15 protein-coding genes are annotated in these 13,256 nt (G+C 73.6%); 3 read left to right on the top strand and 12 right to left on the bottom strand.

Going from position 1 to position 13,256, the window contains the following annotated elements; all coding sequences use genetic code 11:
* Positions 1–67 precede the first annotated feature (67 nt).
* The 3 genes from serS to DZA62_RS06635 all read left to right on the top strand — a co-directional run bounded on the left by serS (position 68) and on the right by DZA62_RS06635 (position 2,773).
* Complete coding sequence (gene serS, locus DZA62_RS06645; RefSeq protein WP_116948164.1) at positions 68–1,330, top strand: serine--tRNA ligase; 1,263 nt, start codon at positions 68–70, stop codon at positions 1,328–1,330.
* The gene (locus DZA62_RS06640; RefSeq protein ID WP_198663477.1) at positions 1,327–2,136 is read left to right on the top strand and encodes an HAD-IIB family hydrolase; all 810 of its coding nucleotides are present in this window, start codon (positions 1,327–1,329) and stop codon (positions 2,134–2,136) included. Before serS ends, DZA62_RS06640 begins: the two co-directional genes overlap by 4 nt.
* 181 nt (positions 2,137–2,317) lie before the next feature.
* Positions 2,318–2,773 carry a DUF6918 family protein gene (locus tag DZA62_RS06635; protein ID WP_116948065.1) on the top strand — a complete coding sequence of 152 codons (456 nt, stop codon included), beginning with the start codon at positions 2,318–2,320 and terminating at the stop codon, positions 2,771–2,773.
* A gap of 10 nt (positions 2,774–2,783) precedes the next feature.
* On the opposite strand, the gene DZA62_RS06630 is transcribed toward DZA62_RS06635, so the two are convergent.
* The 12 genes from DZA62_RS06630 to DZA62_RS06585 all read right to left on the bottom strand — a co-directional run bounded on the left by DZA62_RS06630 (position 2,784) and on the right by DZA62_RS06585 (position 13,239).
* Entirely contained in the window at positions 2,784–3,230 is a 447-nt protein-coding gene (locus DZA62_RS06630; RefSeq protein WP_116948162.1) for a hypothetical protein, read from the bottom strand.
* Between the two features lie 2 nt (positions 3,231–3,232).
* A complete protein-coding gene (locus DZA62_RS06625) occupies positions 3,233–3,817 on the bottom strand; it encodes a bacterial proteasome activator family protein (protein ID WP_116948064.1) in 585 nt (194 codons plus the stop codon).
* Positions 3,818–3,827: 10 nt separating this feature from the next.
* Positions 3,828–3,989, bottom strand: a complete 162-nt coding sequence (locus DZA62_RS35540; RefSeq protein WP_157987520.1) for a hypothetical protein — start codon at positions 3,987–3,989, stop codon at positions 3,828–3,830.
* Positions 3,986–6,727 carry an FtsX-like permease family protein gene (locus DZA62_RS06620; protein ID WP_157987519.1) on the bottom strand — a complete coding sequence of 914 codons (2,742 nt, stop codon included), beginning with the start codon at positions 6,725–6,727 and terminating at the stop codon, positions 3,986–3,988. The genes DZA62_RS35540 and DZA62_RS06620 overlap by 4 nt, the downstream gene beginning before the upstream one ends.
* Positions 6,724–7,455 (bottom strand): ABC transporter ATP-binding protein, encoded by a 732-nt coding sequence (locus DZA62_RS06615; RefSeq protein ID WP_116948062.1) that lies wholly within the window; start codon positions 7,453–7,455, stop codon positions 6,724–6,726. The genes DZA62_RS06620 and DZA62_RS06615 overlap by 4 nt, the downstream gene beginning before the upstream one ends.
* Positions 7,452–8,084: a PadR family transcriptional regulator gene (locus DZA62_RS06610; RefSeq protein WP_116948061.1), complete on the bottom strand. Its 633-nt coding sequence runs from the start codon at positions 8,082–8,084 to the stop codon at positions 7,452–7,454. Before DZA62_RS06610 ends, DZA62_RS06615 begins: the two co-directional genes overlap by 4 nt.
* A gap of 588 nt (positions 8,085–8,672) precedes the next feature.
* Positions 8,673–9,218 carry an NUDIX hydrolase gene (locus DZA62_RS06605; protein ID WP_116948060.1) on the bottom strand — a complete coding sequence of 182 codons (546 nt, stop codon included), beginning with the start codon at positions 9,216–9,218 and terminating at the stop codon, positions 8,673–8,675.
* A 97-nt stretch (positions 9,219–9,315) separates the two neighbouring features.
* The gene (locus DZA62_RS06600) at positions 9,316–10,293 is read right to left on the bottom strand and encodes an NAD(P)H-quinone oxidoreductase (protein WP_116948059.1); all 978 of its coding nucleotides are present in this window, start codon (positions 10,291–10,293) and stop codon (positions 9,316–9,318) included.
* Positions 10,294–10,306: 13 nt separating this feature from the next.
* A complete protein-coding gene (locus DZA62_RS06595; RefSeq protein WP_116948058.1) occupies positions 10,307–11,407 on the bottom strand; it encodes a potassium channel family protein in 1,101 nt (366 codons plus the stop codon).
* 24 nt (positions 11,408–11,431) lie between these two features.
* On the bottom strand, positions 11,432–11,695 hold the full coding sequence (locus tag DZA62_RS36240) for a DUF6457 domain-containing protein (protein ID WP_232827289.1): 264 nt from the start codon (positions 11,693–11,695) through the stop codon (positions 11,432–11,434).
* Positions 11,696–11,738: 43 nt separating this feature from the next.
* Positions 11,739–12,443: a molybdenum cofactor guanylyltransferase gene (gene mobA / locus DZA62_RS36235; protein ID WP_232827288.1), complete on the bottom strand. Its 705-nt coding sequence runs from the start codon at positions 12,441–12,443 to the stop codon at positions 11,739–11,741.
* A 13-nt stretch (positions 12,444–12,456) separates the two neighbouring features.
* Positions 12,457–13,239: a carbon-nitrogen hydrolase family protein gene (locus tag DZA62_RS06585; protein WP_116948057.1), complete on the bottom strand. Its 783-nt coding sequence runs from the start codon at positions 13,237–13,239 to the stop codon at positions 12,457–12,459.
* Positions 13,240–13,256: the final 17 nt, after the last annotated feature.

The raw sequence follows: 13,256 nt of genomic DNA, 5'->3' as shown, positions 1-13,256 counted from the left end.
CTCTCCGGTCTCCGAACGGACGGAAACCCGCGCGCGCCGCGCCCTGCTCGCCCGATACCCTCGGGTGGTGCTAGATCTGCGCCTGATCCGCGAAGACCCCGACCGTGTCCGCGCGTCGCAGCGAGCGCGCGGCGAGAGCGAAGCCGTCGTCGACGACCTGCTCGCCGCCGACGAGTCGCGCCGGTCCTCCCTGGCCGAGTTCGAGCGGCTGCGCGCGGAGCAGAAGCGTCTGGGCAAGCTGATCCCGAAGGCCTCGCCCGAGGAGAAGCAGGAGTTGCTGGCCACCACCCGCGACCTCTCCGCCGCGGTGAAGACCGCCGAGGCCGCCGCCGGCGAAGCGCAGGCACGGCTCGACGAGCTGGCCCGGGTGCCGTCGAACATCGTCATCGACGGCGTGCCCGCGGGCGGCGAGGACGACTACACCGTCATCCGCGAGGTCGGCGAGAAGCCGTCGCTCGACCACGTCCGCGACCACCTCGAGCTGGGCGAGGGGCTGCGCGCCATCGACACCGAGCGCGGCGCGAAGGTGTCGGGCGCCCGGTTCTACTTCCTCACCGGTGTGGGCGCGCAGCTCGAGCTGGCCATCCTCAACCACGGCATGGCCACCGCCGTCGCCGCCGGATTCACGCCGGTCATCACGCCGACGCTGGTGCGGCCCGAGATCATGGGCGGCACCGGGTTCCTCGGCGCTCATGCCGACGAGGTCTACCGCGTCGACGCCGACGACCTCTATCTCGTCGGCACCAGCGAGGTCGCGCTGGCCGGCTACCACGCCGACGAGATCGTCGACCTCTCCGACGGGCCGCTGCGCTACGCCGGCTGGTCGGCCTGCTACCGCCGCGAGGCGGGATCTTACGGAAAGGACACCCGCGGGATCATCCGCGTTCACCAGTTCCACAAGGTCGAGATGTTCTCCTACTGCCACGAGGAGGACGCCGCCGACGAGCACGCGCGCCTGCTCGGGTGGGAGGAGCAGATGCTGGGCGACATGGAGCTGCCGTACCGCGTCATCGACGTCGCGGCGGGCGACCTCGGGTCCAGCGCGGCCCGCAAGTTCGACTGCGAGGCGTGGCTGCCGTCGCAGGAGCGCTGGCTGGAGCTGACCTCCACGTCCAACTGCACCACGTTCCAGGCCCGGCGGCTGGGCGTCCGCGAGCGCACCGATGGCGGCACCCGCCCGGTCGCGACGCTCAACGGCACGCTGGCCACCACCCGGTGGATCGTGGCGCTGCTCGAGAACCACCAGCAGCCCGACGGCTCGGTCCACGTGCCGAAGGCGCTGCGGCCGTTCCTGGGCGGACGCGAGCTCCTGACACCGGTCGCGACGTGACGCTGACCGGCGGGTGGCGCCCGGCGCTGATCGCGCTCGACGTCGACGGCACCCTGGTCACGTACGCCGAGTTCCACGAGCCGCCGCGGCCCCCGGTCGTCGACGCGGTGCGGCGGGCGCACGACGCCGGCGCGCACATCGTCGTCGCCACCGGGCGGTCGATGCACTCGACGCTGCCGCTGCTGGACCAACTGGGACTGAAGGACGGGTACGCGGTCTGCTCGAACGGGGCGGTGGTGATCGACGTCGCGACACGGACGCCGATCGAGATCGAGACGTTCGACATCACCGACACCGTCCGCTACTTCACCAGCCGCATCCCCGACGCCGTCCTGGCCGTCGAGGAGCTGGGCCGTGGCTACCGCGTCACCGGCGAGTTCCCGACCGGCGACCTCGACGGCCACGTCACCGTGGTCGAGCACGACGAACTGGTCGCCCAGCCGGTGACGCGGCTGGTGGTGCGCTGGCCCAACGGCGACCGCGAGCAGCTGCGCGACATCGCCCGCGAATCCGGCCTGACCAGCGTCGACTACGCCATCGGTTACACCGCGTGGCTGGACATCATGCCGGTCGGCGTCTCGAAGGCGTCCGGGCTGAGCAAAGTGGCCGCCCGGTTCGGCCTCACGGCGGCCGACGCCCTCGCCGCCGGCGACGGCCACAACGACCTCGAGATGCTGCGGTGGGCGGCCGTCGGCGTGGCGATGGGCCAGGCGCCGGACGACGTCAAGGCGGTGGCCGACACCGTCTGCGACGACGTCGGGTCCAACGGCCTGGCCACCCTCCTCGACGGCTACTTCGCCGACTGACCGCACCGGAACCGGCCGACCGGCCGCGAGCGTTGCCACTCCGGCCACTCTGATCTCACCAGGTCGCTCACGCAACAATTCGGACGAAAGCCACTCTTCGCCGCACGGATCTTCGTGTTCTACAGTGGCGGAGCACGACCGTCACACATGATCAATTTCGATACTGAGGGGCACTTCCCACATGGCTGACACACTCCGCGAGATCCTTCTCGACCCGGCCCGCCGGCCCGCCGTCGTCAAGGACCTCCACCAGCTCGTCGACGCCGAGGTATCCGACAAGAGCGGCGTCTCGGGGATGGCCGTCAAGGGCGGCTACGCGGTCCTGAAGAAGATCAACGCCGGGTTCGTCCCGGAGACCATCGACAACATGCTCGACTCGTTCGTGGAGCAGGCCGAGCCCTTCTACGCCGACTTCCAGGCCACTGGCGGCGGCTCGCTCGCCGACTACTTCGAGGGCCGCCGCACGGAGGTCGCCGACGCACTCCTGGGCGTGTCCGACGCGCGCGCCGCGGCCTCGCAGCGCGACAGCGTCAAGAAGGTCTACGGCAAGCTGCGCCCGCAGGCCCAGAAGCACGTCGAAGAGGCGCTGCCGCGCCTCGCCAGCGTCATCGAGAGCCACGCCCGCACCGCCGCCTGACGGGCTCCACTCACCCGCGTGGCCGGGCGGGTTCGACACCGTCGAGCCGCTCGGCCAGGCGGGCCACGCCGGCACGGATCATCCGGCCGTAGTCGTCGTCCTCCAGGTCCGAGCACGCGGCCCGCGCCAGCACCGCGTGCGTGCGCGCGGTCTCGACGTCATCGAGCCGGCGGTACGCGTCGGCGACGTTCAGCTGCAGCGACGCGGTGAAGCCGCGGGCGTCGAATTCGCTCGACGCGGCCAGTGCACGCAGGTCCCATTCCAGCTCGTCGGCGACGTCGTCCTGCAGGTCGGCGAGGTGGTGTGCCAGCACGCAGCTGTGAAACGGCCCGCCACCCAGCGACTCCAGCGCGGGCCACAGCTCGGTCAGGGCGGTGCGGGCCGCCGGCCGCGACTCCGTGTGGCCCACGGCGACCGCGGCGGCGATCCGCTCCAGTAGCGGATCGCCGGCCGGCATGGTCACAGATACATCCCGCTGCCGCGCTGGTCGCCGTCGTCGGGGCCGGCCGGCGGCTGACCCGGCATCGCCTGGCCGGGTGCCAGCTGCACGCCCGGCGGCAGCGCCCGCCGCATCTGCTCCAACTGCGCTCGCGCGGCCATCTGCTGCGCGAACAGCGTGGTCTGGATGCCGTGGAACAGGCCCTCCAGCCAGCCGACCAGCTGCGCCTGCGCGACACGCAACTCGGCGTCGGTGGGCACGGTGTCGTCGTCGAACGGCAGCGCGAGCCGCTCGAGCTCGTCGACCAGTTCCGGCGCCAGGCCGTCCTCGAGCTCGTCGAGGGAGGCCCGGTGGATCTCACCCAGCCGGCGTCGGCTCGCCTCGTCGAGCGGGGCGGCCTTCACCTCGTCGAGCAGCTGCTTGATCATGCTGCCGATGCGCATGACCTTGGCCGGCTGCTCGATGAGGTCGGTGAGCGAGCGCTGCTCGTCGTGTCCGCCGGGCGCGGACTCGACGGCCATGCCGCCGGGGCCGACGACAACGACGCGCTGCTCGTCGTCCCCGGAGGTGTCGTGGGTCTCGGCGTTCTGGTTCGGCTCCGTCATGGCACCATCTTTACCCCTCCGGGCCCGCCTCCGCCCGGCCGGGTCGAACTTGGTATCCGGGGACGCGCTCGCGGGCCTGCCGGCCGGCCGCTTCGGCCCTGCGCAGGGCGAGCAGCTCCAGCGTCCGGCGCCGCGCGGCCTGCCTCGCCCGGCGCACTGTCGTGCTGTTCACTCGACCCTCCTGATCATCGGCAGCCGGCTCGGGGTGAAGATCACCGCGACGAGAACGGCGAGGACGGGGACGGCGACGCCGGTGACGACGAGGCTGTCCCATGCCCAGATGAACTCCGGCGCACCCAGCGCCGGCCACACGAGATACGCGAAGTAGATACCCAGCCCGGACCCGATCATTACCCCCAGCCCGGCCACGACCAGCGCCTGCGCCCCGGCCAGCCCGCGCCGCCGCCGGGGTGCCGCGCCGACGGCGGCCAGGGTGGCGAGGTCGGACCGGCCCTCGGCAGCCGCCAGCGAGACGGCGATCGCCACGCCGACCAGCGTCACGAACGCCGCGCCCGCGGCGAGCGCCAGCACCGCCGGGTCGGGCTCGGACTCGAGGTCCTGCTCGATGCTGACCCAGGCGCCGGCGGACTCGGCGGCCTGCAAGGCGGCGTCGAGCTGCTCCGGGGTCGCGTCGCCGAACGTCACGAGACTGGCCGACGACAGCAGCTGGAAGCCGGCCGCCGCCAGGGCCTCTGCCGAGGCGAACGCGCCGGGCACCAGCGAATAGGCGATGTCGCGCTCGGCCAGATGCCGGGGGAATCGGACGAGCACCGGCTCACCGTCCGTCGGCCAGGTCTCGATGCCGATGGAGCGGTCGTCCCTGACGTAGGAGTGGTCGTAGACCACCATCGCCCCGTCGGCGACGGCGTCCAGCGCGGCCTGGTCCGGCGGACCGTCCGCCGCGATGGCCATGACCGCCGGGTCGGCCACGGCGACGCTCACCGACCCGCTGGTCCACCCGCAGTCGGCACAGCCGGGCGCGCCATGCAGCCACGCGGTGTCGAAGGAGATCCTGCTGTCGGACGAGTACCGCACCGTCGCCTCCGTCAGCCGGTGCACCTCGGCCCCGGGCAGGCGCTCGGCGAGTGCCTCCTCGGCGGCGGCGAGCTGGGCCGTGGCCTCGTCCAAGGTCTGCTCGTGGCGGTCGACCTCGATCCGGGCGACGTTGTCGGGCAGCGACGGCGTGTAGCGCAGCTCGTCGGCCCGCGCGGAGCCTCCGGCGCCGAACGCGACCGCCGTCGAGCCCGCCACGACGATCGCGATGGCCGCGACCGTCGGCGCGGTGCGGTGACGGTGCCGGGCGGCGTCGCGCAGGGCCAGCCGCGCCGAGAGACCGAGCCGGTGCGCGCCGCGGGCCAGAGCGGAGATCAGCCCGGGCAGCAGTACGACGATCCCGGCCGTCGCGACCAGCGCTCCCGCCAGCTGGACGGCGATGTAGGGCGCGGTCGAGGGCTGGGTGACGTAGACGCCGGTGCCGACCAGCTGCTCCAGCCGGCGGCCGTACTCCTCCAGGTTCCCGGCCAGCGCTCGGCCGGCGATCAGCGCGCCACCGGCGCCGACGACGAACAGCACGAGCCCGACCACCGGCAGCCGCGCCGCCAGCCGGGTGGCCCGGAACCGCTGCGCCAGCGCGTCGACCGGCCGCATGCGGGCCGCGCCGACGGCCGGCACCACGGCGGCGGCCAGCCCGGACAGCACGCCGACCCCGGCGGCGACGGCCAGCTCGGCCCAGCCGAACGACCAGTCGTCGATCAGCTGGCCGAGGTAGGACTCCCAGACCGGCGCTGCCGCCGGCACCAGCATCGCTCCGGTCGCGAGGCCGAGCACCGCGCCGATGACACCCAGCACGAGGCCCTGCGCCAGCACGGTCCGGCGCACCTGTGCGGCACTCGCTCCGCCGGCCACCAGCAGACCGATCTCACGGACCTGCCGCCGGGCGCCGACGGCGAACGCGGCGCCGGCCAGCAGCACGACCTCCAGCAGTCCCAGGCCGACGATGAGGGCGACCAGGGCGGCCTGTTGCACCTGCTCGACGGTCGGGCCTCCAGCGGTGTCGAAGAACTGCTCCGGGTCCGCCGCGGCGGAGCGCGGCAGCAGGCCGACCCCTTCGGCCGCCAGGCGCAGCCCGAGCTCCGTGGCGTCGACGCCGTCGGGCAGGTCGACCAGGTAACTGGTCCCGCCCGTGATGGACAGCTCGCCCCACCCGGTCTCCTGCGTGGCGGCGAACTCGGCGGCGACGGAGTCCGGCGCGGCGCTCAGCAGCTCCGCGTCGAGCGAGAACGGGTCGACGACCAGGCCCGTGACACGCACCCGCGGCCCGCCGTCGAACGTCGCGGTCGCGCCGGGCCGCAGCTCGCCGTCGTCGAGCAGCTCCAGCCGGCGTGCGAGCTCCTGCGACACGACGACCTCGTCGCGCGCCTCCGGCCAGCGGCCGTCGCCGAGCCGGAACTCGTGGTCGGTGAGCGGGCCGCCCTGCGACCCGACGTCGAGCGTGACGAAGCGCAGCACGGCGTCGCCGAGGCGTAGCCGGACGGCGTGGAGGTGACGCTCGGGCTCCAGCACCGTTCCCGGCGGGAGCAGCGTGGCCAGATCGACCGCGGCGGGGTCGCGCTCCGCGGCGCGCTCCGACATCCCGATGTACATCAGCTCGACGAGCGGCAGCAGCCCGCTGTCCGGCATCGGCAGATCGTCGTACGGCGTCACCTCGATGATCGCGTCGGCGTCGCCCATGCGCTCGTACGCGGTGCGCTCAGGGGACTCGGTGCTGCGGTACAGGACGTCGGCGATGGTCGCGCCGGCCACCGGGATGCCGACCAGCACCGCGATCAGCAGCGACCGGCCGAGGTTGCGGCGCACCTGCCGCCGGGCGATCCGCAGCGCGGGCCGCCACCCGCGCCCGGGCCTTGTCACCCGAACCCGTCCGCGGTGAGCAGCACCTCGGGCGGCGGCGCCACGCCGGTGTCGTCGACCAGCGCGCCGTCGCGCAGGAACACGACCCGGTCGGCCCACGCGGCGTGCCGGGCCTCGTGCGTCACCAGCAGCCCGGAGGCGCCGGCGTCGCAGCGCGCCCGCAGCACCCGCAGCACGTCCTCGCCGGTCTGGGAGTCCAGCGCGCCGGTCGGCTCATCGGCCAGCACCAGTCGCCGCGGCCCGATCAGCGCCCGCGCGATGGCGACCCGCTGCTGCTGCCCGCCGGACATCTCGTCGGGGAACCGGTCGGCGAGGTCGCCCACGCCGACCTCGGCCAGCGCGTCCAGCGCCTCACGCCGGGCGGCCCGGGCCCGGACGCCGTCCAGCTCGCGGGGGAGCGCGACGTTCTCGGCGGCGGTGAGCGCGGGGATGAGGTTGAGGTCCTGGAAGACGTAGCCGAGGCTGCGGCGCCGGACGGCGGCCAGCTGGCCGCGGCTCAGCGTCGCGAGGTCGGTGCCCTCGACGAGGACGGCGCCCTCGCTGGGAGTGTCCAGTCCGCCGGCCAGATGCAGCAGCGTGCTCTTGCCGGAGCCCGACGGTCCCATGACGGCGATCAGCTCACCGGTCCGCAGCGTCAGGCTGATGGCGCGCAGCGCGTGCACCGCCGTGGCACCGTCGCCGTGCACGCGGCCGACCCCGCGCAGCTCGAGCACGGCGTCGGTGGTCATCGCCGGACGGCCTGATCGGAGTCGGAGGCCGGGTCCGTCGCGACGGCGGGCGGAGCGGCCGGGCCCGCGGCCGAACCGGGGGCCGGGCCCGCGGAGGTCGGTCGCGGTGCCGTGGCCAGGCGCGCCAGCCTGGTCTCGGAGTGGTCGAGCCAGCGCACCTCCGCCTCGGCCCGGAAGATCATGGAGTCGAGCACCAGCAGCCACGCGGTGTCTTCGGACCCGTCGGCGACCGCCTTGAGCCGGGTCAGTTCCTGCAGGTGCCGCAGCGTGGCCGTGCGCTGCGTCTGCAGCACCGCCCGGACGTCGACGTCCGGTGTGGTGAGGGCGAGCGCCACCTTGATGGCCAGCTCGTCGCGCGGCCGGTCGTTGCCACCGAGCGGCGTGGCGAACCAGCCGGTCAGCTCCGCGTGCCCGGCGTCGGTGAGGCGGTAGACGACCTTGCCCTCCTCGTCGGACTCGCCGGTCTGCTCGACCAGGCCGTCGCGTTCGAGCCGCGCCAGCGTGGTGTACACCTGACCGACGTTGAGCGGCCAGGTCGCCCCGGTGGACCGCTCGAACTCGTGCCGCAGCTGGTAGCCGTACATCGGCGACCGCTCCAGCAACGCCAGCAGACCATGACGAATCGACATGGCTACCAAGTATGCATACCCGGTATGGCCCGTCAAGCCGACGCTGGTCATCGGGCGGGGCGGTGGACGGCCTGCGGTCGGCCGGCGTCGAGCAGGTCGGTGTCGACTCCCAGGACGTGCCGATGGCGGTCACGACGGTGGGGCCGGGGCGTGGGCCGCCCGCGGCGGCTTTCGTCGCAACGCCCCTGGACGGCACCTCACCCGCGCGAGGACCGCGACGCGGACGTCACACGCGCGATGTGCGGCCGGGAACCCAGCGAGGTGTCCGCACGGCGGGTGAGGACGTACCTGGCGGTCTTGCCGTCCGGTGATCATCAACGATCGTGGACCTCACCAGGCGTGCTCACGCTCCACGAGGCATGCATGCCTGGTGCAGCGGTCAGCATCCGCCTGAACGTTCGCGTCGGCTGTTGCACGACGAGCGGCCAGTGTCGGTGCCCGCCCGTAGGGTGGGACTCCCTCCCAGCCGGGCGGGGACCGCACCCCGGCGAACGGCGAGCGATCAGCGGCTCGGACGTCAGCCGACAGCCGTGACCCAGGCCCACGCCCTCGAATCGTGGCCGGCCGCCGACACCCGGTGAGCGACGCTCAGCGGGCGAAGTGGTTGGTCGGCACCGTCGACTCCTCGGCGGCGCTCAGCGCGACCGGCCAGCGGGCCGGCGCGGGCACGGCGGCCACCAGTCCGGGCAGGCCGACCGGCCAGATGGGCCGCTCGGTGCGGCTGAGTTCGTCGAGGCTCCACCAGCGGTGCCCGATGACGGTGAGCTGCTCTTCCTCGGTGAGCCCGGCCGGGACGATCTCCTGGTGCGGCGCGTCGGCGACGAAGAACGTCTCGGACTGGACGGCGATCTTGTCGGAGTAGGCATGGACGACGGTGCGCTCGGCGATGGGGCCGCGGATGGCCGACGGCGTCAGGCGCAGGCCGGTCTCCTCTTCGACCTCGCGAACGACGGCGTCGAGCAGGGTCTCGCCGGGGTCGACGCCGCCACCGGGGGTGATCCAGAACGTGGGCGCGCCGGGCGCGGACGGGTCGCTGTCCTCGAACAACAGGATGCGGCCACCCGGTTCGAGCAGCAGCACCCGGGCGGTGCGGCGGTGCGTGACCGGCCGGTCGATCTCGGATTCCAGTGACATGACCACGTTCGCCAGGGTACGCCCCCTTCAGGCGCCGTGACCGATGATGTCTCATCGAGTCATCATCGCTGCGTCATCGCTGCTGGTGACCGGGGTCTCAGGTCGTGATCAGCACCTTGCCGACATGCTCGCCGTCGGCGACGACACGGTGCGCCTCGGCCGCCTCGGTCATCGGGAGCACGCGGTCGACGACGGGCCGGACGGTGCCGGACTCGATCAGCGGCCACACATGCTCGCACACCTCGGCGACGACGGCGGCCTTGCCCGCGAGGGTGCGACGCCGCAGCAGCGAGCCGGTGACGCGGGCCCGCTTGCCCATGACGGCGGCGAGGTCGAGTTCCGCACGCCGCCCGCCCATGGTCCCGATGATCGTGATGCGTCCGTCCATCGCCAGCACGTCGAGGTTCCGGGCCAGGTAGGAGCCTCCCATGATGTCGAGGACGACGTCGGCGCCGTGCCCGCCGGTCGCGGACCTCACGACCTCGACGAAGTCCTCGGAGCGGTAGTTCACCAGGATGTCCGCGCCCAGCTCGGCGCACCGCTCCAGCTTGGCCGCCGCACCCGCCGTCACCGCCACCCGGGCGCCCAGCGCGCGGCCGATCTGGATGGCCGCCGTCCCGATGCCGCTGGCGCCGCCGTGCACCAGCAGCACCTCGCCCGCGCGCAGCCCGGCGGTCATGACGACGTTCGACCACACCGTGCACATGACCTCGGGCAGCGCGGCCGCCGTCACGAGGTCGACACCGGTCGGGACCTGCAGCAACTGGCCGGCCGGAACCGCGACCCGTTCCGCGTACCCGCCGCCGGACAGCAGCGCGCACACCTGGTCGCCGGCCTTCCAGCCGGTGACGCCCTCGCCGACCGCGCTGATCGTGCCGCTGCACTCCAGGCCGGGCCAGGCCGGCGCGCCGTCGGGGACCTGGTACTTGCCCATCCGCTGCAGCAGGTCGGCCCGGTTGACGCCGGCCGCGACGACGTCGACGACCACCTCGCCCGGCCCGCAGACGGGATCGGGCACCTCCGACCAGCGCAGGACATCCGGCCCGCCGGGCTCGGTGATGACGACCGCGTGCACGTGACCCCTCCGCTCAGATACCGCCCGGCGGGCGGTCCGCCGGGTCCTCGGGCTCCTCCTCCGCCGGCGCCTCGTGGGCGTCCTCGCGCCGGGCCCACGGGTACTCCTCGGAGGGCCTGATGACGATGAGGCGGTCGCCGCGGACGAGGTGCCCGATGGCAGGCGAGTGGAACGGCAGCTCGTCGCCGTCGCGGACCACGGCCACGACGAGGTCGGTGATCTGCCGGGGCTGCTTGCCCTCCTCGCGCGGCGAGACCAGCCGCTCCGCGACCTCCAGGCCGACGCCGGACGTGGTGAGGTCCTCGAGCACGTGACCGAGCGCCGGGCTGACCGTGGCCAGGCCCAGTATCCGGCCGACGGCGTCCGAGGACGTCACGACCTCGTTGGCACCGCCCTGCCGGACCAGCGCGAGGTTGTCGGCCTCGCGGACCGACACGACGATGTTCGCGGTCTGGTTGAGCTGCCGGCACGTGAGGGTGGCCAGCACGCTGGCGTCGTCGCGAGCCGTGGTGATGACGATGCGGCTGGCGGCCGGGACGCCGGCGCGGCGCAGCACCTCGGTACGGGTGGCGTCGCCCATGACGGCGACCAGGCCCTGCTCGTTCGCCTCGGCGATCGCGGCCGGGTCGGGGTCGACCACGACCAGCGTCTCGGTCGCCATGCCGTTCGCGAGCATCGTGCTCACCGCGCTGCGGCCCTTGACGCCGTAGCCGATGACGACGGTGTGGTCGCGCAACTTCTTCCTCCAGCGGTTGAGCCGCACCTGCTCCCGGCTCCGGGTGGTCAGGGTCTCCAACGTCGTGCCGATGAGGACGATCAGGAACAGCACCCGCAGCGGGGTGATCAGCACGATGTTGACCAGCCGCGCGCTGTCCGACGTCGGCGTGATGTCGCCGTAGCCGGTGGTCGAGAGCGAGACGGTCGTGTAGTAGAACGCGTCCAGCAGGTCGACCGAGCCGTCGGAGTTGTCGTTGTAGCCGTCGCGGTCGAGGTAGACGAGCAATGCCGTCAGCACCAGCACGCCCACCGCGATGATGACCCGCTTGGTCAGCAGGCGCAGCGGGTCGACCACCTCGGCGGGCGCCGGCAGGTGGACGGAGCTCTTGGTCTGCACAGCCGTGACGCTAGCGGACGCGGCTCACTGCAGCGTCGGTGTGGTGGCGTCGGGGCCGTCGTTCCAGTCGCGGGCCAGTTCGCCTGCGGTGTCGAGGGCGGCGTTGACGGCGGCCGCGCCGCCGCCCTTGGTCGCCGCGGCATAGCCCGCGATGAACGCGGTCACCGGGGCGGCCGGCCGCTCCACCGTGTGCGCGGCGTCGCGGGCGAGGTCGAGGATCCCGCCGACGTCGACGTCGTCGACCGGCACCCCCAGTCGTTCGCACAACGCGGTCACCCAGCTGTCCATGGTCACGTACCTTCCTCCCGCCGTCCGGCACATCCTCCACTGATCATGGCCGCCATCGGGCCAGGTCGCCCGGCGTGTCGATGTCCGCGGAGCCCTCCTCGTCCCGGAGCGTCGCCACGCGCAGGCGCTCGAGCAGCGCGCGGACCGGCTTCGCCCGCGGGTCGCCGACGGCGTCCAGCGCGGCCCGCAGCGGCTCGGTCCGATACGCCGCCACCAGCGGCTGTACCCAGCCGGCGGCATCGACGACGGCGACCGCGTCGACTTCCGGCCGGAGCCCGGCCAGCAACCGTCCGACCAGCGCCGACGACACCCTCGGGAGGTCCGCGGCGAGCACGACGACGGCGTCCGCCGCCACGTCCAGCGCCGTCAGGCCGGCGGCGAGCCCGGCCAACGGGCCGCCGCCGGGCGGGTCCTCACGTGTCCACGTGACCGGCGTGTGCGTGTCGCGCCGCGGGCCCGCGACCACGATCTGCGCGGCGCCCGCACCGGCCGCCGCCGCGACGGACCGGTCCAGCAGCGTCTGCCCGCCGACAACGAGCGCGGGCTTGTCCGTCCCGCCGAGCCGCCGCCCGGACCCGCCGGCGAGGACGACCGCTGCCCACCGCATGCCGTCCGCCCGACGGTCGTCGCCCGCCCCGCTGTCGTCGCCCGCCCCGCTGTCGTCGCCCGCCCGGCTGTCGGTGCCGGCCGCTAGGGTCGGTCCCACCCGGTCCGGGCGGGGTGGGTCCACGTCGCCGGTCGGCACCATCACCGTCGCATCGTCATGGCGGCGTGGGCCAGGCCCGCCGGTGTCGCAGCGCCGGGTTGCGCTCGCGGGCCGCCGCGATGCGCTCCGGGTCGAGCTCGGCGACCAGCCGGCCCTCGTCGTCGCCCAGCGCGGCGACCACGACCCCGAGCGGGTCGACCAGCTGGCTCAGCCCGCAGTACGCCCGCCCGGTCTGCGCCGCCGCGGCCACGTAGACGGTGTTCTCGATGGCCCGCGCACGCAGCAGCGTCTGCCAGTGGTCCTCCTTCAACGGCCCGCGCACCCAGGCCGCCGGGATGACGAACGTGTCGGCGCCGGCGTCGACCAGTGCCCGGCCCTGTTCCGGGAAGCGCAGGTCGTAGCAGGTCAGCAGGCCGAGCCGGACCCCGTCGACGGCGAATACCGCGGGCACGGGGTCGCCGGTGCGCAGCCGGTCGGACTCGCGGTAGCCGAAGGAGTCGTAGAGGTGCGCCTTGCGATACGTCGCCAGCACCGCGCCGTCGTGCCCGACCGCGACCAGCGTGTTGTACGGCCGGTCGGGATCGTCGGACCGCTCGAACATGCCGGCGACGACGACCGCACCGGCCGACCGCGCCAGCTCGGCCAGCGTCGCGACGAACGGGCCGTCCAAGGGCTGGGCCACCGGGCCGAGCGGCAGTGACGGGTCGCCGAAGTCGTGCATGACCGCCTCCGGCAGCACGACGAGGTCGGCCTCGACGCCCTTCGTCAGCCGCCGGATCGCCGAGGTGTTCGCGTCGGTGTCCGTCGCCGCCGCCAGCTGGACCAGTGCTACCCGCATACGGTCATTAAAGCGCG

The organism is Jiangella endophytica, assembly GCF_003427025.1.
In the GTDB taxonomy this organism is placed as follows: domain Bacteria; phylum Actinomycetota; class Actinomycetes; order Jiangellales; family Jiangellaceae; genus Jiangella; species Jiangella endophytica.
This window is presented reverse-complemented; position numbering and strand designations above follow the sequence as displayed.

Coding starts and splice junctions, on each gene's coding strand:
- DZA62_RS06635 (WP_116948065.1), top strand. CDS start 2,318: ATGGCTGACACACTCCGCGAGATCCTTCTCGACCCGGCCCGCCGGCCC.
- DZA62_RS06630 (WP_116948162.1), bottom strand. CDS start 3,230: ATGCCGGCCGGCGATCCGCTACTGGAGCGGATCGCCGCCGCGGTCGCC.
- DZA62_RS06625 (WP_116948064.1), bottom strand. CDS start 3,817: ATGACGGAGCCGAACCAGAACGCCGAGACCCACGACACCTCCGGGGAC.
- DZA62_RS06615 (WP_116948062.1), bottom strand. CDS start 7,455: ATGACCACCGACGCCGTGCTCGAGCTGCGCGGGGTCGGCCGCGTGCAC.
- DZA62_RS06610 (WP_116948061.1), bottom strand. CDS start 8,084: ATGTCGATTCGTCATGGTCTGCTGGCGTTGCTGGAGCGGTCGCCGATG.
- DZA62_RS06605 (WP_116948060.1), bottom strand. CDS start 9,218: ATGTCACTGGAATCCGAGATCGACCGGCCGGTCACGCACCGCCGCACC.
- DZA62_RS36240 (WP_232827289.1), bottom strand. CDS start 11,695: ATGGACAGCTGGGTGACCGCGTTGTGCGAACGACTGGGGGTGCCGGTC.
- mobA (WP_232827288.1), bottom strand. CDS start 12,443: ATGGTGCCGACCGGCGACGTGGACCCACCCCGCCCGGACCGGGTGGGA.
- DZA62_RS06585 (WP_116948057.1), bottom strand. CDS start 13,239: ATGCGGGTAGCACTGGTCCAGCTGGCGGCGGCGACGGACACCGACGCG.